14 protein-coding genes and 2 pseudogenes are annotated in these 23339 nt (G+C 65.5%); 5 read left to right on the top strand and 11 right to left on the bottom strand.

What is annotated here, in order from left to right; translation table 11 throughout:
• Nucleotides 1–62 precede the first annotated feature (62 nt).
• Complete coding sequence (locus tag H0W40_RS06585; protein WP_292444500.1) at nucleotides 63–236, bottom strand: hypothetical protein; 174 nt, start codon at nucleotides 234–236, stop codon at nucleotides 63–65.
• Between the two features lie 609 nt (nucleotides 237–845).
• On the opposite strand from H0W40_RS06585, the gene H0W40_RS06580 reads away from it, so the two are divergent.
• From H0W40_RS06580 to H0W40_RS06570, 3 genes are all read left to right on the top strand, one after another.
• The gene (locus H0W40_RS06580; protein WP_292444492.1) at nucleotides 846–4340 is read left to right on the top strand and encodes a PAS domain S-box protein; all 3495 of its coding nucleotides are present in this window, start codon (nucleotides 846–848) and stop codon (nucleotides 4338–4340) included.
• Between the two features lie 114 nt (nucleotides 4341–4454).
• Nucleotides 4455–4739 carry a hypothetical protein gene (locus tag H0W40_RS06575; protein WP_292444490.1) on the top strand — a complete coding sequence of 95 codons (285 nt, stop codon included), beginning with the start codon at nucleotides 4455–4457 and terminating at the stop codon, nucleotides 4737–4739.
• Between the two features lie 271 nt (nucleotides 4740–5010).
• Nucleotides 5011–7086: an ATP-binding protein gene (locus H0W40_RS06570; protein ID WP_292444487.1), complete on the top strand. Its 2076-nt coding sequence runs from the start codon at nucleotides 5011–5013 to the stop codon at nucleotides 7084–7086.
• A gap of 429 nt (nucleotides 7087–7515) precedes the next feature.
• Here the strand turns inward: H0W40_RS06570 and H0W40_RS06565 are convergent, their stop codons facing one another.
• Together H0W40_RS06565 and H0W40_RS06560 are read right to left on the bottom strand one after the other, a co-directional pair.
• Complete coding sequence (locus tag H0W40_RS06565; RefSeq protein ID WP_292444484.1) at nucleotides 7516–8142, bottom strand: PEP-CTERM sorting domain-containing protein; 627 nt, start codon at nucleotides 8140–8142, stop codon at nucleotides 7516–7518.
• Nucleotides 8143–9004: 862 nt separating this feature from the next.
• Nucleotides 9005–9985 (bottom strand): chemotaxis protein CheB, encoded by a 981-nt coding sequence (locus H0W40_RS06560; protein WP_292444482.1) that lies wholly within the window; start codon nucleotides 9983–9985, stop codon nucleotides 9005–9007.
• A 146-nt stretch (nucleotides 9986–10131) separates the two neighbouring features.
• On the opposite strand from H0W40_RS06560, the gene H0W40_RS06555 reads away from it, so the two are divergent.
• Nucleotides 10132–10563: a chemotaxis protein CheB gene (locus tag H0W40_RS06555; protein ID WP_292444479.1), complete on the top strand. Its 432-nt coding sequence runs from the start codon at nucleotides 10132–10134 to the stop codon at nucleotides 10561–10563.
• On the opposite strand, the gene H0W40_RS06550 is transcribed toward H0W40_RS06555, so the two are convergent.
• Nucleotides 10461–11543 (bottom strand): IS630 family transposase, encoded by a 1083-nt coding sequence (locus tag H0W40_RS06550; RefSeq protein ID WP_292444477.1) that lies wholly within the window; start codon nucleotides 11541–11543, stop codon nucleotides 10461–10463. The two genes, H0W40_RS06555 and H0W40_RS06550, sit on opposite strands and share 103 nt — an antisense overlap.
• Nucleotides 11544–11560: 17 nt before the next feature.
• On the opposite strand from H0W40_RS06550, the gene H0W40_RS06545 reads away from it, so the two are divergent.
• Nucleotides 11561–15502: a CheR family methyltransferase gene (locus H0W40_RS06545; protein WP_367153753.1), complete on the top strand. Its 3942-nt coding sequence runs from the start codon at nucleotides 11561–11563 to the stop codon at nucleotides 15500–15502.
• A 1160-nt stretch (nucleotides 15503–16662) separates the two neighbouring features.
• On the opposite strand, the gene H0W40_RS06540 is transcribed toward H0W40_RS06545, so the two are convergent.
• The 7 genes and pseudogenes from H0W40_RS06540 to mfd form a co-directional block, all read right to left on the bottom strand.
• Nucleotides 16663–17622 (bottom strand): GTP-binding protein, encoded by a 960-nt coding sequence (locus tag H0W40_RS06540; RefSeq protein ID WP_292444474.1) that lies wholly within the window; start codon nucleotides 17620–17622, stop codon nucleotides 16663–16665.
• 5 nt (nucleotides 17623–17627) lie between these two features.
• Nucleotides 17628–18020, bottom strand: a pseudogene (locus H0W40_RS06535) (amidohydrolase family protein); the annotation flags it as partial.
• Between the two features lie 77 nt (nucleotides 18021–18097).
• Nucleotides 18098–18271, bottom strand: a pseudogene (locus H0W40_RS06530) (LysR family transcriptional regulator); the annotation flags it as partial.
• Nucleotides 18272–18304: 33 nt separating this feature from the next.
• Entirely contained in the window at nucleotides 18305–19030 is a 726-nt protein-coding gene (gene serB / locus H0W40_RS06525) for a phosphoserine phosphatase SerB (RefSeq protein WP_292444472.1), read from the bottom strand.
• A gap of 23 nt (nucleotides 19031–19053) precedes the next feature.
• Nucleotides 19054–19350 carry a type II toxin-antitoxin system RelE/ParE family toxin gene (locus H0W40_RS06520; RefSeq protein ID WP_292444468.1) on the bottom strand — a complete coding sequence of 99 codons (297 nt, stop codon included), beginning with the start codon at nucleotides 19348–19350 and terminating at the stop codon, nucleotides 19054–19056.
• Nucleotides 19351–19352: 2 nt separating this feature from the next.
• Nucleotides 19353–19637: a CopG family ribbon-helix-helix protein gene (locus H0W40_RS06515; RefSeq protein ID WP_292444466.1), complete on the bottom strand. Its 285-nt coding sequence runs from the start codon at nucleotides 19635–19637 to the stop codon at nucleotides 19353–19355.
• Nucleotides 19638–19687: 50 nt separating this feature from the next.
• The gene (gene mfd, locus H0W40_RS06510) at nucleotides 19688–23305 is read right to left on the bottom strand and encodes a transcription-repair coupling factor (RefSeq protein ID WP_292444464.1); all 3618 of its coding nucleotides are present in this window, start codon (nucleotides 23303–23305) and stop codon (nucleotides 19688–19690) included.
• Nucleotides 23306–23339 lie beyond the last annotated feature (34 nt).

The following is a 23339-nucleotide window of genomic DNA, read 5'->3' as shown; positions in this document are numbered from 1 at the left end:
GTCGGTCGTGCGTTCGTCGCAAACGACGCCCGCCCGCCGCCGTGGACAACTCTCCACCGATATCAAACCCGCAGGGCTCCACTTATCGAAGCCGATTCGGTGTTCGAACAACCGGAGCCACCTCTGACGAAGACATCAACGACTCGCACTGGGTTGTCGTCTGCGATGTAGTCGTCCAGACACTCTGGCAGCAGCGTGATCTGGCTGCGCTCCTCGCCTTCGATGAATCGCTTCATGTGGCCCGCCCCAAGTCGCGTTGCCTCACCTTAGGCGATCACCTCAGCCAATCAAGGCGTTTTCACACAGCCTCGACTGTGAGCGGACCCTCAAGTTGGACCCGATGAACGACCGCTTCCGCTGCGAAGCCGCCGCTTAGAGCGCACCTTCAACTTTTGCTTGGGTTCGCGTGCGTGGATTCGGCGCCGTGAGCAGCAATCGTCGGCCCGAGCTTTGAAAGGCACAGTTCCTGCGCTGCTGCTGGCTAGTTCTGCAGTAGGTCCGACACCGGCCCTTGGCGTCGCAGCCGGCTGGGCTTGAACGACCGCAATGTGGCCCGGACCGTAGCTGATGGTGCGGCAGTCGCCGGCCGCAACCCTCGCGAAGCATCGATTGGCTTGAGCTCGCTAGGGACTGTTCAGGGTCGATACCCGCTGCACCGCCACTAAAGCGGCGCTGATCTACACCCGAGAAGCAGCGTGCGGGTGCCGCGGTGGCGCCAATTCGGTCACGAAGCGTTCGAGGAGGCACTCTTTCTTGTACAGCCGGCCGACCTGCTGTCGATAAGCTCGATGATGAACCCACTGGCGGCAGTCACCAGGGCGAGCAGGCACCGAGACCGAGCGAAGATGATGAAGAGCGATTCGCCCGCGGGCTCCGGCCAGCCCCCTAAATGCCCCCACGAGCAGGCGGCCCGTAAGCTGAGCGATGTCGTGCAGGCGCTGCGCGACAGCGAGGAGCGCCATATTGCGCTGGTGGACGTAGCGCTTGACGCCATCATCAGCATCGACTGCGACGACCGAATCCTCGAGTTCAACCCGGCAGCCGAAAAGATGTTCGGCTACCCGCGCGCGGAGGTGCTCGGGCGCGAGATGGCCGAGATGCTGATTCCGCCGCGGCTGCGCAAGGGGCATCGCGACGGCATGGCCCGGCACTCCGCTACGGGCGAGACGTCGGTCCTAGGCCGACGCGCCGAATTCGAGGCCCTGCGGCGCGACGGCAGCGAGTTCCCGGTCGAGCTCACGGTGACCCGGCTGGGTCGCGTGTCGCCGCCGCGCTTCACTGCGTTCATCCGCGACATCACCTCGCGCCGTGCGTTCGAAACGGCGCAGCGCGGACGCGTGGATCGCTTCGTTCGGCAGCGCGACGCCCTGCTGGCGCTCATGATGGGACCGCGCACCAACGCTGACGACGCGCCCGGTGCGTTCCGCCGCATCACTGAAGTCGCCGCACGCACGCTAGACGTGGCGCGCGTCAGCGTGTGGCGCTATACACCCGACCGCGCGGCAATCCACTGCATGGATCTCTACGATCGTCTGACCGACGTTCATTCGGCCGGCATGGAACTGACCGCCGCGGCGCATCCCGCCTATTTCGCGGCGCTATCGCGTACCGAGGTGATTGCGGCCGACGACGCGCACACGGACCCCAGCACCGCCGAGTTCTCGGCCGACTACCTCCGGCCGTTGGGCATCGGCTCCATGCTCGACGCGCCCATTCACCTGCGCGGTCAGGCCGACGGCGTGCTTTGCCACGAGCATGTGGGCCCGCCGCGGCATTGGGAGGAGGACGAGAAGACCTTTGTCCTCGCCCTAGCCAACCTCGTCTCGCTGGCCCTGGAAGGCAGCGATCGCGCCACCGCCGAGGCGGCGCTGCGCGATCGCGAGCAGCAGTACCGATCGCTGGCAGAGAACCTGCCCACGGCGGTGGCCCGCTTCGACCGGCAGCTGCGCCACCTCTATGTGAACCGCGTCATCGAGCAACTCACCGGCCAGCCGGCGGCAGAACTCATCGGCTGCACACACGCCGAATGCGGCCTGCCGCCGGCCCTGGTCAACGTGTGGGAAAGCGGGCTGCGCAGGGTGTTCGAGACCGGCCAAGTCGAAACCATCGCGTTCGAGATCGAGTTACATGGCCGCAAGCTCCACATCGAGTCGCACCTAGTACCCGAGACCGCACCTTCAGGCGAGGTCGTTACGGCGCTGGCCCTATCGCACGATGTCAGCGCCGTCAAGCGCGCACTGTTGGAGAGCCAGACACGCGCGCGCCTGCATGCTTCGCTCACCCGACTAACTCAGGAGGCCCTGGCTGGCGTCCCACTTGCCCGGCTGCGCGCCAGCGCGGTGGCGGCCAGCGCTCAGGCCCTCGAGGTCGAACTCGCCCTGCTGCTCGAATGGCTGCCGGAGCCCGGCGCCTGGCGGCTCGTCGCGGGCAGCGGTCTGAAGAGCAGCACCGTCGGCGATCTCGTCTTCGACCTCGACGAGCGAGCCCTCGCCCGTCGCAGCTTGGCCAGCACGGAGCCGCTGGCGGTGCGTGATCGTCGCTGCGACGGCCGCATCGCCGACTGCCGCGTGCTCGCCGAGCATGGGGCGATCGGCGGCTTGAGCCTGGCTATTCCTGGCGAACTCGAGCCCTGGGGCGTGCTGTGTGCTTGGGCCAACCGCGAGCGCGACTTCAGCGTCGACGAGGTCAATTTCCTGCAAGGCGTTGCCAAGCTACTAGCCGACGCGGCCTGGCGCGCGCGTGCCGACGAGGCGCTCAGGCGCAGCGAAGGCTTGCTGCGCATAGCCAGCCGAGCCGCGCAGCTTGGCGGCTGGAGGCTGGAACTCGCCGACGGCCGTCTGACGCGCTCCGACGAACTGTGCAGGGTGATCGACGTGCCGGTCGGCTCCGTAGTCATGTTCGAGCACGTGATCGGGCTCTATGCAGCGCCATGGCGCGAGGCAGTGGCCGAGGCGTTCCGACGCTGCGCTTCCGACGGCAGCCCCTTCGACGTCGAAGGCGAGTTCGTCACCGCTGCTGGCCGGCGTCTGTGGGTGCGCGAGATCGGTCATGCCGAGCGCGATGAAGCCGGGAACATCGTGCGCCTGCACGGCGCGCTGCAAGACATCACCGACCGCAAGAACGCCGAGGCTGAACGCGCCCGGCTCGCCACGCAGCGGGGTCAGTCGCAGAAGATGGAGTCGCTCGGCACCCTGGCCGGCGGGATCGCGCACGATTTCAACAACATTCTTGGCGCCATCCTCGGAAACTTGGTCCTGGCGCGCGCTGAGTTGGGCGACACGCATGCGGCGCATGGCAGCCTGTTGCAGATCGAGCGCGCCGGATGGCGTGCGCGCGATCTAGTGCGCCAGATTCTCTCCTTCAGTCGCCAGCAACCGCAGGTGCTGGTGAGTCAGCCGCTGCGGCCGCTCATCGAGGAGGTGCTCGCGCTACTGCGCACAACCCTGCCCGCCGGGGTGGTGCTCGATGCGTCGCTGGCCGGGGCGCCGCTCTTCGTGCGCGCCGATGCCACTCAGATCCAGCAGGTCGTCATCAACCTGTGCACTAACGCCTGGCACGCGCTGGGCAAGAGCGGCGGCTGTATCGACGTGAGCCTGGACGCGGTCACCCTCGACGAACTGGCGGCGCGGGGCCTGAGCGGCCTGCCTGCCGGCCACTACGCGCGCCTGTCAGTTAGCGACACCGGCCAAGGCATGGACGAGGCGACGCGCACACGCGCCTTCGAACCCTTTTTCACCACCAAGCCGGCCGGCGAGGGCACCGGACTGGGACTGTCGGTGGTGCATGGGATCGTCACGTCCTGTGCCGGTGCCATTAACTTCGATAGCACTCCGGGCCGAGGCACTTGTTTTCGCATTTTCCTGCCGGTGCAACCGGAAGGCCCCGGCGTTCCCTGTGTACCCACGCCCCGTGTCGAACACGCCGACGCCGGGGGCCGGCATGTGCTCTACCTCGACGACGACGAGGTGATGCTCCTCACCGTCGAGCGCTTGCTGCAGCGCGCCGGTTACCGCGTGACGGTCTGTCCGGATGCCACAGCGGCGCTGGCGGCCGTACGCAAAGCGCCTTCCAGCTTCGATGCGGTGGTCACCGACTTCAACATGCCGGGCCTATCGGGCCTCGACGTGGTGGGAGAACTGCTGCGGCTGCGCGCCGATCTGCCGGTCGTTATTACCTCAGGCTACATCTCGGATGCGCTTCGAGCCGAGGCAGCCCGGCTTGGCGTACGCCAGGTGATCGGCAAGGAACGCCTGCACGAAGCACTCATCACGGTCCTGCATGAAGTGCTGCAAGTGGCGCCAGCCCGGGCCGCGCTTCCACTGCCGATAGCACTCAGCTAAGACGCCGCACATCACGCACATCATCTTGACCGCGCAGGGTGCCGGTTTGCCGCGATGAAGGCGAAGACTTCCGCTTTCGATCTGAGGCAAACTGGATAGCTTTTTTTTCAGGTCATGCTCTATCTGCAAGCGCTTGAACTCCTGCTCGACTTCGCGCAGGCGCTGAAGCTCTGCGACGGCAGCCGGCTCGAGCGGCGGTGGCTTGCCTACCAGCTCGCCCTCGCGCACCTGCTTGCGCCACTTCGACAGCATGAACGTTTGAATGCACAGCGATTAGGCAACGTCCTTGATCAGCACGCCGGGCTGATTGCTCATCTGCACGGCCTAGAGCTTGAACGCGACGCCATATCGGTTGATCTTTTGAGGCCCAGGCATTCCCATCGAACACTCCATCATTAAGTCAGAGTGTCAACGAAACCGTTACAAGCTCCCGGTCCGCTGGAACAACGGGTTAGGCCTCACTGCGGCCTTCCGGATGTTTAAAGCTGATACCGCATGAGGCGCATGCGTTGGGCCAAAAGCCGACCACGAAAGAGTAGTTGGCCTCTGAGCCTTCCAAGACCAAGTGTTCGTGCGCGAGGCGCATTTCCACATGCTGGGCAACGATAGCCAAACATGGACCAGACGACTATCCCGCCCGACGGGAGCGCGCCCAGGGCGGTGCTAAGGCATGATTGATCGCATGCTAGAAGCAATGAACCCAGCGGGCGGCGAGTACCGAAGAAAAGACGAGCGCCTTCGCGCACTGGCAACGACGACGCTTGCGATTGTCTGGACGGCCGGACCCGACGGTGTCATCCATGTCGACAACCCTTCGTGGGCGGCTTTCACCGGACAATCGCGCGCCAGTTACGAGGCCAACGGCTGGCTTGATGCGCTTCACCCAGACGACCGCTCTCGTGTCGTTGAAGCGTGGCGGCAGGCCGTCACTGACGCCTGCCGCTTCGTCGCAGAGTACCGGCTTCGCCGCCACGACGGTCAGTACCGTGAGGTGGCTGCCGAAGGTGCTCCGGTGTTCGAAGACGGGCGACTGGTCGAATGGGTTGGGTACTGCGTCGACATCACCGAGCGCAGGCGAGCCGAGGAGCTGCGGCAGGAAAGCGAGTCTCACCTGCGCTTCCTCGATCGCCTGAGCGTGGCTTCGCGTGGCGTCGTCGATGCGACGGAGGTCATGGGCATCACAGCGCGCCTGCTGGGGGAGCATCTCGGCGCGACGCGCACGGCGTACGCCGACGTGGAAGCCGACAGCGACCGTTTCCACATCCGCAACGACTGGGCCATGCCCGGGGTAGCTAGCTCCGTCGGCACGTATTCGCTGTTGCTGTTCGGGCCCCAGGCGGTCGCCAACCTGCACAAGGGCATCAACCTCGTGGTGGGCGACGTCGACCGCGAATTGGGCGACGAGGGCGGTGCGCTCATGTTCAACGCCATCGGCATCAAAGCCATCATCTGTGCGGGCTTGGTCAAGGATGAGCGGCTGGTGGCCATGATGGCGGTGCATCAGTCGCAGCCACGCCTTTGGACGGACAACGAGGTAGCCATCGTCAGCGAGGTGGTCGAGCGCTGCTGGGCACACATCGAGCGTGTACGCGATACCGCAAAGCTGCTGGAACAGGACCGTCGAAAGGACGAGTTTCTCGCCACGCTGGCGCACGAACTGCGCAATCCGCTCGCGCCCATGCGCTATGCGAACGCGATTCTCCGCAAGGTCCCTCCGGGGAGCAATCAGGCGCTGCGGGCGCAAGCCGTGATGGAGAGACAGGTGAGCCACATGGCGCGTTTGGTCGATGACCTGCTTGATCTGTCGAGAGTCAACAATGGCTTGATCACTCTCAAGCGCGAACCGGTCACGCTGCGTAGCCTGATGCAACAGGCGGTCGAGACGGTCCAGCCGGCACTTGAAGCCGCCCGGCACACGCTCGATCTGCGGCTGCCCGCCGAGGATCTCGTCATTGAGGCTGACCCCGCGCGCATCGTGCAGGTGATCGGCAACCTCCTCAGCAACTCCGCGAAGTACACGCCGGACGGCGGTCACATCCGGCTCGCGGCCAGGCGCACGGGCGAGCGTGTGGCGATCGAGGTGTCGGACAACGGCATCGGCATTCCGCCCGAACAACAGGGGCAGTTGTTCCAAATGTTCGCTCGGCTTCAGCACAGTGCTGACCGCTCCCAGGGTGGACTGGGCATAGGTCTTGCGCTGGTGAAAACGCTCGTGCAACTTCACGGCGGCGATGTGAAGGTTTTCAGCAAGGGCATTGATGAAGGGACCACCTTCACCATCGACTTGCCGCTGCAGGAGCCGCTGCAAGCAGTGCGGGGTAGCTTGACTCATGACGAGGCTGCCCAGCGGGGCAGCGACGCTGCTTCGAACACCCAGCTGCGCGTGCTCGCGGTCGAAGACAACGTCGATGGGCTTGCTTCGCTTCTCGTTCTATTGGAAACGATGGGGTTCGAGGCCTCAGGCGCCGCTGACGGAGAGTCCGGCATCCTCAACGCCGCCTCGTTCCGGCCGGACGTCGTTCTGCTCGACCTGGGGCTTCCTGGCATCGATGGATTCGAAGTGGCCCGGCGCCTGCGCGCCGACCCAGCGCATGCCAGCGTCAAGTTGATCGCAGTGACGGGCTGGGGCGCGGACGCGGACCGCCGCCGCACCATGGAGGCCGGCTTTGATTGTCATCTGACGAAACCGGTCGAGCCAGAAGCGCTGGGAGAGACGGTGTCGCGGCTGGCCGCGGCTCGGGGATGATCTACGGCCTGCATCGCTGAAGGGCGCTCTTGCCGATTAGGTTTCCCTGCGGATCCTTGACTCCACAGATGTCAATCGCAAGCATGCCTTTGCCGAGCTGGTAGCTGCGTTTGATCTCGTGTTTCATCCCTCAACGCCCGCGGGCTGCGCAACGGGCGCTAGCTGCTGCCGAGTAGGCCGCCGGCTCCTTCAGCCTCAGGCCCGACCTTCGGCATGCTGCTCGGGCGCTTGAAAAGCGGTCGGCCGACGGGCAGTGGCGCCCGCGGCGCAGCAGCTAGATGACGAGGAGGTAAACCCGTTAACCGGGCGATGCGAGCGCCGCCCTTTCGGGAGTCATGCCGCCCGCGCTACTGCCGTTCCCTCTCCAAACTCGACCTAGGCGGGGAGAGGCGGAAAGCCCGGCTAGGAGCTTATCGCCAATAGAGAGGCCTACTGCTTCTTGCGCCGCCGCACCATAAAGCCCATGGCGCCAAGGCCGGCGAGCATCAGTGCGTAGGTGCCCGGTTCCGGGATCGGTGCTGTGGCGTCCCCGAGCTCGAAGCGCACCTGCCGGGTGTCGGCCACGATATCGCTCTCAGTCCCGATCTGGTCAGAGAAGGTGGTGTAGCTCAGGGTTTGGAAGGGGCCGGTGATGGTGAAGAAGTTCTGGCCGTTAGCATCGAGCGAGAACAGTGAGGAGGTGTCGAGGCCATCGCTGAAGGACACGAAACCGTCCTCCGAGGCGTTGATGTTGAGCACGAGCAGGTCAATGACCTGTCCTTCTACGGCGATCGACAGGCGGGAGTAAGGGCTGTCCGTGCCCGCGATGAAGGCTTGTCCGCCCGCCTCGTAAGTCAACGATTCGTCCGAGCTGAGCGTGACGACCTGATTCTGGTCGTTGTTCAAGCAGCCGGTTACGCTGTTGCCCGTGTCGGTCGTACCGAAGTTGCAGGCGTTGTTGACGAGGTTGGTGCCAGTGCCGGACGGACTGGCGATCACACTGAGGGCGTTCGCCGCGCTCCCGATAGAGAGCAGGACGGCGGCGAGGGCGAGGGGTCGAGCGAATCGTTTGGTCATGTGAACTCCATTGGGGGCGGGATCGGTGTCGGTGGCATTAGGTGGCAACTGGCGAGCCTAGATCTATCGGGCGGCCCCCTCGTTTAAGGGGCGCTTGCAGCCCCGTCCTAGCTGGGCCGTCCAAAGGGCGTACCTCTTTGACAATCAGAAGGTCAGCCTCCGAGCGATGTGGCAACACTTGCGCAGACCTTTTTACAGTAAGTCATGCCGCCATCGGCCTCGCGCCGGAAGCGCGGCGGCGGTCGCCGTCCCACGCCGGCCGAATTCCTCGAGCTACGCGGCGACAGAGCGGTCTAGCGACCGCCGAAAGCTCGGGCAACGGGCATTCCGCCCTGTGGCCCGCTCTTTTGCTGCCCACAAAAGCACAGGGCAGCCTCGCGATCGCACGTCTTGTCGAACTTGTTCCACCCTGAACCAAGATGCGGTCTGGATCGCATCCAGAAGGCAACGGAGAGCGGCCTGGTGAGAGTGCTGTGGCCGCAGCAGGTTCGACAGCCGCCATTCGATTCAGCGTCGTCCGCTGGGTCTAACGGCCGCTTGGTGGCAGCCAGCGTGAGTTCGCCCGCCGACGGCCAGCGTCAGCAACCACTGCAAAGCGGCCCGCTCGTGACGCGGCTCGACTCTCACCTTTAGACTCCGTGCCGCCGGTCGGGTTTGGAGGTTGGATGACAGCGGCCACCAACAGCAGTGGTGACCACCCGCGTGTTTCTTGGAAGCGCAGCCCTTTTGCGAGAGGACCGGCTGCCCTCCTCAGGCGCAACTGCGGAGTTCGGCGCCTAATCTAAGCGCTGCTCGGAATGGGTAGGCTCTCAACGGAGAGCTGGGCGCGATGAAGCGCCCTCTGCCGTTGTGCCCGTTGGTGTTATTCGAGCGGATCGGGCGCCTGCTCCATTAGTCGCTCGAGCTGGTTCAGCTGGTGTTGAAGCTGTGAAACGGCGGATTCAATCGTCGCGTGTGGAATCGTTTCCGGTTCGACCGATCGCTTCATCTCGCGCAGCAAGAGCAGGCGTTCCTGGAGGGCGCGGCGCGCGCTCCACAGCGATTCGTCCGAAGTCGTCGCCAGCGTGTCCTGCAAGGTGCGGATTGTGAAGGCATGGCCGGTATGACATCGGAATCGGCGAGGCTGCGCATCGACGATTTCCCAAAGCGAGCCGTGGCAATCGGGGCAGACAAAGCTCGAGGGCGTAGCAATCGCGCCGAGGTGTTCCATGGGGTCCCCTTCGGCGAGAAGGATCGCCTGCTCGTGGGCAGGCCACTGGCGTTGCGGTTGGTGGGCGGCGGCTGGCGCGCGCTTCGTCAGCGTCACCAGTAGCTCCGGCAATGCGGCGAGGGCAACGCAATGGTCGACGTTAACGAAGCGGCAAGCGCTGGCCGGCATGTCGGGCGCCTCCGCTTCATCAGGATCTTGGACGATGGCTGTGCCGCCACATTCCTTGATCGCCTGCAGGCCAGCGGTACCGTCATCGAGCCTGCCGGTGAGAACCACGCCGATCGCGCCCGGTCCGTAGGCCAGCGCCGCCGAGCGAAAGAGCGGATCGATCGCCGGCCGGGAGTGGTGCTCTTTCGCGCCGCGGCTCAGTTGCAGCCGCTCGTCGGCGAGGAGAAGATGATGATCCGGCGGCGCGACATAAATCCGGCCCGGCTCGACGCGCTCTTCGTGCCGAGCGTGTGTCGCAGGCAACGGTCCGGCGCGCGTCAGTATCCCGGGCAGGACACTCCGGTAGGAGCCGACGTGTAGAACGACGACGAGCGCCGCCGGAAAGTTGCGGGGAAGGTTGTGTGCTAGCGTGGTTAATGCCTTTACACCTCCGGCGGACGCCCCGATTACAACAATCTGGTTCACAGTGCTCTCCGAATGCTCTAAGTCTCAGCAAGCGGCTTGCCTGGCTTCGTGCCGCAGGCGCGCGCCTTGCTCGCAAAACCACTTCTTCACTGCTTCGGGTAAAGCCGCGTCGAGCGACTCGCTAGCGAACGGCATGACCGGCGACCATGTCTAAAGAGCCCGCTACATTCGGCACCGAGCCGCTTCGCTCCACCCGAACCGGCGCCGCGGTCGAGGCAGGCGACCCGCTGAAGCAGGTCAGCCATCTCGACTTCCCGGTCGTCGGCATCGGCGGCTCCGCGGGCGCATTGCCTGCCCTTCTGAGCCTGTTCGAAGCGCTGCCCGAGCACCCGGGTATGGCGTTCGTCGTAGTGATCCACCTTTCTCCCGACCACGAGAGCCACATCGCCGCGATCCTGGGCCGCGCGACGTCGATGCCAGTGATACAGGTCGTGCAAAGGACCGCGCTAGTGCAGTGCGCCACTCTGTTCTGTACTTATTTTGCGGAGGCGACGAGTGCGGCCTTTGCCCGCGTGACCTTGGCCAGGATGTCGGACGCGCGGGCGGTCCAGATGAACGGCTTGGGATCGATGTTGTGATGGGCGACGTACAGATCGATGGCCAGCTCCAGTTCTGCCACGCTGGTGAAGCTGTCGCGTCGGATGCGCTTGTCGGTGATGTCGCGGAAGAAGCGCTCGACCATGTTCAGCCACGACGCGCTGGTCGGTGTGAAGTGCATGACGAAGCGCGGGTGCCGGGCCAGCCACGTCTGCACGTCGGGATGACTGTGCGTGGCGTAGTTGTCCACGATCAGATGCAGGCTCAGGTGCTTGGGCGTGCGGCGGTCGATGAGCCGCAGGAACTTGAGCCATTCACCGTGGCGGTGCCGCGGCTGGCACAGCGAGATCACGCTGCCGTCGAGCGTGTTGAGCGCCGCAAACAGCGTGGTCGTGCCATGGCGCTTGTAGTCGTGGGTGACGGTGCCGGCACGGCCGCGCTTCATCGGCAGGCCCGGCTGCGTGCGGTTGAGCGCCTGGATCTGGCTCTTCTCGTCGCAGCTGAGCACCAGGGCGTGCTCGGGCGGATTCATGTACAGGCCCACCACGTCCAGCAACTTGTCCTCGAAGCGTGGGTCGCGCGAGAGCTTGAACGCCCGGCTCAGGTGCGGCTTCAGGCCGTTGCTGCGCCAAACGCGGCGGATGGTCGTGGCACCCACGCCCAGGCGTTCGGCCAACGTGCGGGTGCTCCAGTGGGTGGCGTCGATGGGCTTGTCATGCAGCGTGGCGTGCACGATCCGCGACTCCATCTCGCCTGTGACCGTGGCGGGCCGACCCGTGCGCGGCGCGTCCTTGCGAAGCGCATCGATGCCGCCGTCCAGGAAGCGCTGACGCCACAGCGCCACCTGGCGGCGATCAAGCCCCGCCTGCACAGCGATGTCCTTGTTCTGCAAGCCCTTGGCGGCCAGCAAGACAACCAGCGCCCTCTGCTGAAGCCGGGCCTCCACTCGCCGGCGCTTGGACAGCACACGAAGCTCCCGCTCGGTGTGCTCGTCCAGCTCGATCGTCTTGGCAACACGCATCGCTCCAGCCTCCTGGGCTGTACGAGTATGCCGAGATCGATAAGTTCTATAACTTCACGTGCACTGCACTAGAGCGTGACCACGTCTACGTGATCGCCCCAGGGGTCAACTTGGTGACCGATGACGGCCACGTCCAGCCGGCCGTGCCCAGCGGCAGGCGCCGCCCCTCAACGGCGATCGACGTCTTCTTTCGAGCCCTTGCCGACGTCCACCTCGAGCGAGCAATGTGCGTCGTGCTCTCCGGCACGGGAAGCGATGGGGCCATCGGGGTCGGTCGGGTGAAGGAAATGGGCGGTCTGTCGGTTGCCCAAGCCCCGCAGGAAGCCCAGTTTGCGCAGATGCCACGCTCGGCGATCGACACCGGGTTGGTCGACCTGGTATTGCCCGCGGCGGAGATCGGCCCGCGCCTTGTCGAGCTCTGGCACCTCGCTACGAACTCGCCGGTGGCAGCCGCCGAGCCGACGTCCACGCCACAAGACCCGTTTCAAGCACCGAAGCGAGGTGCAGGGGCCGAGGGTCCGGTGGCCGAGATCCTATCGCTGTTGCGCTTCCACACGCGGCACGATTTCAGGCACTACAAGCGCTCGACGGTGCTGCGACGGATCGCCCGACGGATGCAAGTCAATGGCGCTGCCGACCTACTTCAATACCGCGACTTCCTGGCTGGCAACCCCCAGGAAGCGGTGCCGCTTTTGCAGGACATGCTGATCAGCGTGACGAACTTCTTCCGCAACCCGGAGGCATTCGCGGTACTGCAGCGCGAGGTCGTGCCGCAGCTCTTCGAAGGCGTGCGAAGCGGCGAAGACCTTCGAGCTTGGGTCGTGGGCTGCGCGACGGGGGAAGAGGGCTACTCGATTGCCATGCTGCTCCAGGAGGCGGCCGAGCGGCGCGCACAGCCCGTGAACGTGCAGATCTTCGCGACCGATATCAACGAAGCGGCACTGGCCGTCGCCCGGCGCGGCACCTACCCCGCCGCCATCGCCGCCGACGTATCGACGTCGCGGCTGACGCAGTTCTTTGAGCAACAGGGCGAGGAGTACCGCGTCGTCCATTCGGTCCGCGACCCCGTGCTGTTCGCCAAGCACAACCTCCTGGGCGACCCGCCTTTCTCAAAGCTGGACCTGGTCTGTTGCCGCAACGTGCTGATCTACCTTGACACCGTCGCGCAGGCCGCCGCCCTCGAGACGTTCGCCTATGCCCTGAAGCCGGGAGGTTTCCTCTTTCTCGGCGATTCGGAATCTGCGGATTCCGGTGGCGACCTGTTCACGCCAGTTGACAAGGCACGGCGGATCTTCAGGGCCAACGCCGGCGCGATCCGAACGCCCCGTGTGGCGTTTCATTCCCCGACCCCCTTCGCTCAAGCGCCGCGGCAGCCCGCGCCTGTGCCGGTGCCCGGCGAATCGGCTGATGCGGCGATGCTGCAGCACCAGCTGGCGCTCCTGAACGTCTCGGCGCCGAGTGCGCTCATTAACGGCGAGTACGAGATCCTTCACATGTCTCCGGGCGCCGCCGAGTTTGTCGGCCGCAGCGACGGCGTGCCGAGCGACAATTTGCTCGCAAACGTCGCGCCCGACGTACGCGTCGAGCTTCGCGCCGCACTTTTCAAAGCCGAGCAAACGCAGTGTCTGGCGCATGCGCGGGTGGAGCGCGAGGCGGATGGGAAGCAGCGCGAGCTGTCGATTGCCGTGCACCCTGTGCAGGGCACGTCTAACGAGCCGCGACGTTGGTTGATCGTTTTCGAACCATGGCGCGGCCTGCCCACTGGCGTCTCGGGCGTGACCGCCGACGAGGCCAGCGAAGGCCTGCTCGAGCGCCTACAGGCGGATAACAAGGAACTGAAGTCTCAGCTGCAGGACACCCTCGACCGCTTTGCCGTCTCCGCCGAGGAGTACAAGGCAGCGAACGAGGAGCTGCAGGCGATCAATGAGGAACTGCGCTCGGCTACGGAAGAGCTCGAGACCAGTCGCGAAGAGCTCGAGTCGATGAATGAGGAGCTCGGCACGGTCAACTTCGAGCTGCGCGTCAAGGTTGATGACGCCGCCCAGGTCAACGACGATCTGAAGAACCTCATGTCCGCATCTGACATCGCGACCGTGTTTGTCGACAGCGGCTTGCGGATCAAGCGCTTCACACCACAGGCAACTAGGCTGTTCCATCTGATCCCGAGCGACATCGGCCGACCGCTTACGGACATACGCAGCCGCCTTCGCTTCGATGAAATCGGCGAGGACGCTGCGACCGCTTTCAAGGAGCTGCGAGCCGTTGAACGGCAGGTCGAGAGCGTCGAAGGCCGCCGCTACCTCGCGCGGGCGCTGCCGTACCGCACGACCAGCAACAAGATCGAAGGTGCCGTGCTGACATTCGTCGACCTTTCGGAGCAGCTTGCCGCTCAGGATCGGGCGCGCGAGGCTGAGGACAGGCTGATGCGCGCAATCATGGTCAACGAAGACTTCGCGGTGATGACGACCGACGAAAGTGGAGTGATCACCACCTGGAATCTCGGCGCCGAGGCGATCTTCGGTTACCGACCCGAGGACATCATCGGGCGCAACATCGACCAGCTCTTCGTCCCTTCGGATCGCGCAGCAGGGGCCCCAGCCGTGGAGCGCCGTACCGCCCTCGACAGGGGTCGTGCCGAGGATGAACGCTGGCACGTGCGGGCGAACGGCACCACATTTTTCTGCAGCGGTGTGGTGACGCCTCTGCAAAGCGGTTCCGGCGCGGGCTTCGTGAAGATCGCGCGCGACGTGAGTGAGGCCAAACAGATGCAGCTCGGCACAGAACGCGAGCTCCGCGATCAAAGGCACGTCTCGGCGGGCGCCCAGATCGCCGGCGAGGTCAAGGACAAGTTCCTGGCCGTGATGTCGCACGAGCTGAAGCAGCCACTCAACCTCATCCAGGTCAACGCCGAGCTGCTGACGCGGCTGCCCGAGGCGCAGTCCATCGCGCCCATCATGCGCATTGGCCAGACCATCCAGAGGGCCATCTCCGCTCAGACCAAGATCGTCGACGATCTCCTCGATCTCTCTCGCATCCAGACCGGCAAGCTGAGCCTTGCGTATGAGGACGTTGACCTGCTCGAGCTAACGCACACGCTGGGCCAGGCGCTAGCAGGTGACATGGAGAAGAAGGGCGTCGCCTTCACCATGACGCTTGGTGCGACCCCCCTCCTATGCCACTGCGATCGCGTTCGCGTTGAGCAGATTATCTGGAACCTGCTCGGCAACGCCGCGAAGTTCACGCCATCGGGGGGCCGGATCAGCGTAGACCTGTGCGAAGACGGCGATTACTTAAAGCTGAGCATCACCGACACGGGCAACGGCATCGCGCCCGAATTTCTGCCGCGCGTGTTCGAGATGTTCAGCCAGGCTAGCCAGCCCACTGCGCGCGGCGGAACGAATAGCGGTGGCCTTGGAATCGGCCTGGCCCTTGTCGACGAGCTTGCGCGTGCGCACGGCGGTCGCGTCGACGCGCAATCGGAGGGGCTTGGCCGGGGAACCACGTTCGTCCTCACCTTGCCGCTGCACAGACCCGCTGGCTTCCCTCCACCAGCTCCTCAGGTTGCGAACGTCGGGCTGGCCGGTGCGCGCGTCCTTGCCGTCGACGATGATCATGACAGTCTGTCGACCTTCGCAATGCTCCTGCAGTACGAAGGCGCAGTGGTCGACATCGCCCCCAGCGGCAAGGAAGCGCTCGCGCTCTTGGCCGCCAAGACCTACGACGTGCTCATCTCCGACGTCGGCATGCCCGAAATGGACGGGTTTGAGCTCGTTGCTGCGGCGCGCAAGCTGTCGACTCGTCACCGCCTGCTTGCGATCGCAGTTACCGGCTACGGGCGAGACGTCGATATTCGCAAGGCTTTGGAAGCCGGCTTCGACGCCCACGTGGCAAAGCCGGTGTCCATGGCGCAGTTGCAGACGGCGCTCCACTCGCTCGGAGGGCCTCCTCGGCTTGAATAGGCCGCTCCGGCGTTGCCGGCCTGAGGCTGGCGGTGTTTCTCAGCATCAGCTCGCTGCCGTGTGGTTGCTGGACCCGCTGGTCAAGGGCATGTTTTCGACAAGCTGCTGCTCGTGCTAATAGGCGTGGCGCTTGTGTTCCTCGCTCCAGCCTTCTTGGGGCAGGTTTCCGTCCAAAACAAAAGGGGCAGTGCCTTGGAACTTCTTCTCGGAGCTGCGGGCGAGGTCGGCGAGTACCTCGCAATCCGGTCATCCAAACGAACTTGCCGTAGTCCAACGAACGGCCGCAATGTCGCCGCGACGGTGAATAACGGCGATGGCGTCCAAAGGCTGCAACCGCTGCACTACAGAAGTTGGTGCGGCCGACTCGACAGGCAGCAAAAGGGGTCGCAAGCAGTTCCCTGCACAGCCTGAGCTTGCCGGTGTAACGCCCGCCGTGTGAAGCAAAAGTGCGTGCGTGCTTTGCAGACTGATCGACCTACGTAAGCGTGTCGGGTGGCGGGGCTGTCGATCTCCGACTCGGATAGAGGCGGGCAGACCGCCTTCAAGGGAAGGGTAGGGCGATCACCGCCAAGCTTCCTGGTTCTTGGGAAGATCGCCTTGGGGGTTATAAACCTCGAATCGGCTTGACTGCGGCGGCATTTGAAGCCGGGCGGCCGGCCGCTGTTCTGCTTGCTCCGCAGGAGTCATCACGCCGACGCCCGCTTCCCATCGACGCGAATGGCTTTGTGGCCAGGCGCTGCCGACCGAAAGGCGGCGTGTCCGTGCCGGTAGAGCCCAGCAACGACGTCCAAAGACCGCCGATCCCGGCGGGAGCAAGCCCCGCTGCTGACCGCAGTCGAATTTGCGGGCCGCAACATCGGCGCTGGGCGATCTACCTGGCGGCGCCATGCAGCGGCACGGCTGGTGTCATTCCCTTCAACAGGCGCGGCATCCCTGCTCAACGGCTTGCCCACTAGACTGCTCCGCATGCAATCGCCGCCGTCACGGTGGGCAGGCGCTCCGCAAGGTGCACTGCAATGAAGTCTGCCGCTGAACGCCGCGCGCCGGGCGCCGCTCAGCCATTCATCGGACGCGAGCGCGAGCTGGCCGCCTTCGACCGCGCGTTGCAGCAGACCTGCGCAGGTTGCGGGGGCGTGGTCCCTTGCGACTCGGAGCTGTCATCATCTCTGAGCGTCGATCGACGAGAACAGCGATTCGAGGACCGCGCGGGGAAGCTGCCCGCGCAGGCCGACGGCCACGACGCCGACGCCGTCATCGTCCAGAAACGGCGCCTTGCGCAGCGAAAGATGACGGCCAGCAAACTGCAACTCCCACCCCACCACGCCTTTGTCGCTACGGACAAAGCCCTTGAGCCTGAGCATGCCGGCCGGCATTCGGGTGAGTCGCTTGCGCAGGGCCTCCATGTCGAACGCGTGCTTCGGCCGAATGGACCAGCTCTCGAACTCGGTTGCATGGATGTGGGTTGGCTCGCCTGGAGCGCTCCCCGCACCGGAGGTCGTTCGCCTCGGCAACCCCGGGCGGTCCTCTAGAAGTTCGGCGAGCGAAACCACCGGCGCCGAAGGGGCGATGCACGGTGTGTACGGCGCGTGCGCCTGCACCCAGTTGCGTGCCATCCGGGTGGCCGAGTCGTCGTCGGCAAGATCCGTCTTGTTGAGCACCACCAGGTCGGCCGACTTCAACTGCCGCACCAGGGTGTCCGCGAGCAGCGGATCGCGCGACTGCTGTGCTGCCACGCTGGCATCGACCAGCACCACGACGCCGGCCAGGGCCAGTTGCGGCTCCGCAAGCGCGATCTGCGCGATGCGCCAGGGGTCCGACACTCCGCTGGCCTCGACGACGATCGCGTCCACCGCAACGTCCGCGTCGAGCACGCGCATCAACGCGCCTGCCAGGTCGTCTCCGATGGAGCAGCACACGCAGCCGTTGGTCAGCGCAATGACATCGCCGCCGCGTGAGGCGATGGAGGCGACGTCGATGTTGATCGCGCCGAAGTCGTTCACGAGCACGGCCAGACGCAGCGGTGGCTTGCCGGTCTCGGTCAACCAGTGGTTGATCAGCGTGGTTTTACCTGCGCCCAGGAAGCCGCCGACAACCAGCAGCGGCAGTCGCTCGATCGACACGGGCCTCAGTGCCGCCGGGCAGGAAAGATGCGGCCCGACAGGACGGTGCCCCACACCGCAATGTCCTTAAGTGCGGCCGGGTCGACGGCCAGCGGGTCGTCTTCCAGAACGCAGAAGTCGACGCGCTTGCCGCATTCCAGGCTTCCGATCTCGTGATCGAGCCTGAGCGTGAACGCGGCGCCGAGCGTGATCGCATGCAGCGCCTTGGGCACCGTAATGCGCTCGGCCGTGCCGAGCACGCGGCCCGAAGGCGTGAGGCGGTTGACGGCACACCATGCCGTGAACAAGGGTCCGAGGGGCGTCACTGGTGCATCGGAATGGATCGCGAGCGGCACGCCGGACTCGAGAGCGGTGCGGCAGGGGTTGATGCGTTCGGCGCGGTCCGGGCCCATCGTCACTGCCGCAACTCCTGTCTCATGTTGAACAGCGAGGCCGTGGCTTCCCGCGCGGCATCGCGGAATTTCCCCCCGCCCGAAGTGAGGCGCGTGGGGTAGGAAGAGCGGTCGATCAACGCAACGCCGACCCACTGTTCGAGCGCCTTGATGCGGCGGCTGAAGGCTGATTGCGTCACGTGGCGTTCGATCGCCGACTGCGAGAAGCTGCCCGTGCGCGCGACGCTCAAGAAGTCTTCGAGCCATTTGGCTTCCATGTGCATTTCCCTGCGTGTCCCGAGAGCCGAGAGCTACTCGGTCAACTCGAGCAGCCTCGCCAGCCCCCCTTCGTCGATCGAGACCATCGCCTGGTCCCGCACCGCAGGCTTTGCGCAGTACGCCACGCTCAAACCGGCCGCTCCCATCATCGGCAGGTCGTTCGCGCCGTCGCCCACGGCGATGGCCTGTTGGGGGCTGATCCTCAGCCGCTCACAGGTCTGCAGCAGCATGCGCCGCTTTTCCGCACCGTCGCAGATGTCGCCCCAGGACTGGTCCACCATGCGGCCGGTGAGTCGCTCGTCGGCGTTGCGACCTTCGACCTCCAGCACGTTGCTGCGCGTGTCGTCGAGCTGCAGTCGATCACGGATTCGATCGGTGAAAAAGGTAAAGCCGCCCGAGACGAGCAGCGTCTTCAGGCCGGCGGCCTGGCAGGCGCGCACCAGCGTTTCGGCGCCGGGGTTGAGCTGCAGGCGTTGTTCGTACACCTCGTGCAGGGCCGAGACCGGCACGCCCTTCAGCAGCGCGACGCGCTGGCGCAGGCTGGCCTTGTAGTCGGCGATCTCGCCGCGCATCGCCGCCTCGGTGAGGGCCGCCACCTCGGCCTTGCGCCCCGCCGCATCGGCGATCTCATCGACGCACTCGATGTTGATCAGCGTCGAATCCATGTCGAAGGCGATGAGCTTGAAGTCGGTCAGCCGAAGCGGCGGCGTGAAGCCACGCAAGGTGAGGCCGGGGGCGAACTGTAGTGGTGCGCTCATGTGTTCGTGCTGTGGAATCGGCGTCATGGCCGTGCGTAGCCGGCTTCGCCCTGGCTTCGGATGGCGAGGATGAAGACGGTATCGAGCTCTGGCACGTAGCGGTACAAGGCGACGTAGCCGCGCGAGCGGCGCCCGATGACGAGTTCGCGGTGGTGGGTGCCTGACAGCCGGCCGATCAGCGGATTGCGCACGAGCACGTCGGTGGCGGCAATGATGTCCTGGATGCGCGAGGGCGCGTTCTCGACGTCATGCAATGCAAGATGATCGAAGATGCGGTCGACGTCTTCTGTCACCTGACCGGCGAACTCGATGCGAGCCATTCTCAGCGGGCCAATTTTCTGGCCTTGGGTCGTGCCGGCTTCTTGCCGGCGATGCGATCCTCCAGATAGCGGCGCATCTCGCTCCAGGGAATGGCGCGACCGGTGGCGACAATCTCCGCGTACCGCTTTTCGGAGGTGTCGTGAAAGTCGGCGCGGCGTTCTTCCTGCTCCGCCTTCTCTGCAATGGCCTCGAGGATGAAGCCATGGGTCGAGGTGCCCGCACGCTCTGCCGCGGTGGCGATGCGGGCCTTGAGGTCATCCGGCAGACGAATCGTCGTGGTGGACATGTTTTGCTCCTTCGGAGCCTCGAATGTAGCACTCGAGTGCTACTGAGCTGTCAAGCCGCCTCAGCCACCTGCGGCGTTCCCAGCGACTTCAACACATCCCGCAGGAACTGCGCCCGCGAAGCCGGCTCGGGCAGCGCCTTCTCGATGCGCAGCTTGTCGTTGCCGGCAAGCTTGATGTGGCGGTTCTTCTGCACCAGCTCGATGATGCGCAGCGAGTCGATCGGCGGGTTGGGGCGGAAGGTGATGCTCATGGCCTGCGGGCCGGCGTCGATCTTCTGCACGCCGTAGGCCTTGGCCTGCACGCGCAGGCGGTGGGTGTCGAACAGGGTCTGCGCCTGCGTCGGCAGCTTGCCGAAGCGATCGACGATCTCTTCCAACATGGCGTCGATCTTGTCGAGCTTGTCGGCCGTGGCCAGGCGCTTGTAGAGCGAGAGGCGCACGTGCACGTCGCCGCAGTAGCTGTCTGGCAGCAGGGCGGGAGCGTGCAGGTTGATCTCGGTCGTGACGTTGAGTGGGCTCAGCAGATCGGGCTCGCGGCCGGCCTTGAGCTCGCGCACGGCCAGGGCCAGCATGTCGTTGTAGAGCTGGAAGCCCACCTCCATCATGTTGCCGCTCTGGTTCTCTCCCAGCACTTCGCCGGCGCCGCGGATTTCGAGGTCGTGCATGGCGAGGTAGAAGCCGGAGCCGAGCTCTTCCATGTCCTGGATGGCCTGCAGGCGCTGCGCGGCCTGCTTGGTCAGGCCCTCCACGTCGGGCACCATCAGGTAGGCATAGGCTTGGTGGTGCGAGCGGCCGACGCGGCCCCTGAGCTGGTGCAGTTGCGCGAGGCCGAACTTGTCGGCGCGGCTCATGACGATGGTGTTGGCGGTGGGCACGTCGATGCCGGTCTCGATGATGGTCGAGCACAGCAGCAGGTTGTGCTTCTGCGCAACGAACTCGCGCATCACGCGTTCCAGTTCACGCTCGGGCATCTGGCCATGCGCCACTGCGATGCGTGCCTCGGGCAGCAGCTCTTCGAGTCTCTGGCGCCGGTTCTGGATCGTCTCCACCTCGTTGTGCAGGAAATAGACCTGCCCGCCGCGCTTCAACTCGCGCAGCACCGCCTCGCGGATGGTGCCGTTCGACTCGCCGCGCACGAAGGTCTTGATCGACAGGCGCCGCTGCGGCGCGGTGGCGATGACGCTCAGGTCGCGCAGGCCTTCGAGCGCCATGCCCAGCGTGCGCGGGATCGGCGTGGCGGTGAGCGTGAGCACGTCGACCTCGGCGCGCAGCGCTTTCATCGCCTCTTTGTGGCGCACGCCGAAGCGGTGTTCTTCGTCGATGATGAGCAGACCGAGGTTGGCGAACTTCGTGTCCTGGCTCAGCAATTTATGAGTGCCGATCACGATGTCGATCGTGCCGTCGGCCAGGCCCGCGAGCGCCGCCTTGATCTCCTTGGCCGAGCGAAAGCGGCTCATCTCAGCCACCTTGACCGGCCACTTCGCGAAGCGGTCGGAAATGTTCGCGTAGTGCTGCTCCGCCAGCAGCGTGGTGGGGGCGAGCAGAGCCACCTGCTTGCCGCCGGTCACGGCCACGAAGGCGGCGCGCAGGGCCACTTCGGTTTTGCCGAAGCCGACGTCGCCGCACACCAGCCGGTCCATCGGCCGCGGCGAAATCATGTCCTGGATCACCGCATGGATGGCGGCGCGCTGGTCGGGCGTTTCCTCGAAGCCGAAGCTGGCGGCGAAAGCCTCGTAGTCCTGCGGCGCGAAGCGGAACGCAAAGCCTTCGCGCGCGGCGCGGCGTGCGTACAGGTTGAGCAGCTCGGCAGCGGTATCGCGCACCTGCTCGGCGGCCTTGCGCTTGGCCTTGTCCCACTGAGCCGAGCCCAGGCGGTGCAGCGGCGCTTCTTCCGCGCTCACGCCGGTGTAGCGGCTGATGAGCTGCAGTTGTGCGACCGGCACGTAGAGCGTGGCCTTGTCGGCGTACTCGAGATGCAGGAATTCGGTGTCGCCTTCGCCGAGGTCGATGTGGATCAGGCCCACGTAGCGGCCGATGCCGTGGTTGGCATGCACGACAGGGTCGCCGGGCTTGAGCTCGGACAGGTCCTTGATCAGCGCATCGACGTCACTCGTCTGCTCCTGCTTGCGGCGGCGGCGCTGCGTAGGGGCGGCGTCGAAGAGCTCGGTCTCGGTGATGAGCTGGATGGCCGGCTCGCCCTCGTCGCGCTGCCAGTGGAAGCCGGCGGCGAGTGGTGCGACGGTGATGGCGTAGGGATGGTCGCTGGCCTCGAAAGCCGCGAGCGACTCCACCGGAGGCGGCTCGAGTTTGTGATCGCGCAGCAGCTCCAGCACGCTCTCGCGACGGCCCTGGCTCTCTGCGACCAGCAGCACGCGGGTGCCGCTCTTGGCGGTCCTTTCCAGGTGCTGTTCCAGCTTGCGCAGAGGGTCCTGCGTAGCGCGCTCGATGGCGAGGTCGGGCAGGGGGCGAGCCCACGCACCGCCATCCTGTCGCGGTTGCGCGAGGTCTTCCGGCTCCCTCGCCCCCGGAGGGGCAGAGGGTTGGGGTGAGGGGGTGCTTGGCGCGGCACCTCCCACCCTCACCCCAGCCCTCTCCCGCCCTGCGGGAGAAAGGGAATCCGGCGACTGCTCGACGACCGCGCCGCGCACGGACAGTTGAGCGTGTGTATTGCACCGCCCGAAGAACTCCTCCGGCGGCAGGTAGATCGCCGCCGGCGGCAGGATCGGCCGCTCCGGGTCGTGCTGCAAGAAGCGATGCCGCTCCCGCGTCTCGGTCCAGAATTTCTGCAGCGCCTCGTCCACCTCGCCATGCAGCACCACGTGCGCTTCAGCGCCGAAGTAGTCGAACACCGTCGCCGTCTCGTCGAAGAACAGCGGCAGGTAGAACTCGATGCCGGCAGTGGCGATGCCCGCGCCGATGTCCTTGTAGATGCGCGAGCGCGTGGGGTCGCCCTCCACGCGCTCGCGCCAGCGCGCACGGAACGCCGTGCGCGCGGCTTCGTCCATGGGGAACTCGCGGCCCGGGAGCAGCCGCACTTCGGGCACCGGGTAGAGGCTGCGCTGGCTGTCGGGGTCGAAGGTGCGGATGGAATCGACCTCGTCGTCGAACAGGTCGACGCGAAAGGGCACGGGCGAGCCCATCGGGAACAGGTCGATCAGCCCGCCGCGGACCGCATATTCGCCCGGCGAGACGACTTGGCTCACATGCTGGTAGCCGGCCAGCGAGAGCTGCGCTTTCAAGCCAGCCTCGTCGAGCTTTTGCTTTTGCTTGAACTGGAAGGTGTAGGCAGCCAGAAAGGCGGGCGGCGCCAGGCGCACCAGGGCGGTGGTGGCCGGCATGAGCACCACGTCCACCTCGCCCTGGCCCTGCGCGTGAAGCACCCGCCACAGCGTGGCCAGCCGCTCCGAGATCAGGTCCTGGTGCGGCGAGAAGTTGTCGTAGGGCAGCGTCTCCCAGTCGGGGAAGACGGCAATGCGCAACTCCGGTGCGAAGAAGGCCAGCTCGTCCTGCAGCCGCTGTGTATCGGCCGGCTCGGCGGTGACGATGGCGGTGAGCTGCCGTGCTGCCTTGCGGGCCTGCGCAAAGCGCGCGAGCAGCAGTGCATCGGCCGAGCCGACGGGGCGGGGCAGGGTGTAGCGCTTGCCGAGGGCGAGGGAAGGGAGCTGCATCGAAAAACCGGGCAATGAAGAACGCTCCGCGGAG

Source organism: Methylibium sp., from assembly GCF_013817345.1.
Taxonomy (GTDB): Bacteria; Pseudomonadota; Gammaproteobacteria; order Burkholderiales; family Burkholderiaceae_C; genus Methylibium.
Note: the sequence above shows the minus strand (reverse complement) of the source record. Positions and strands in the feature narration are given on the sequence as shown.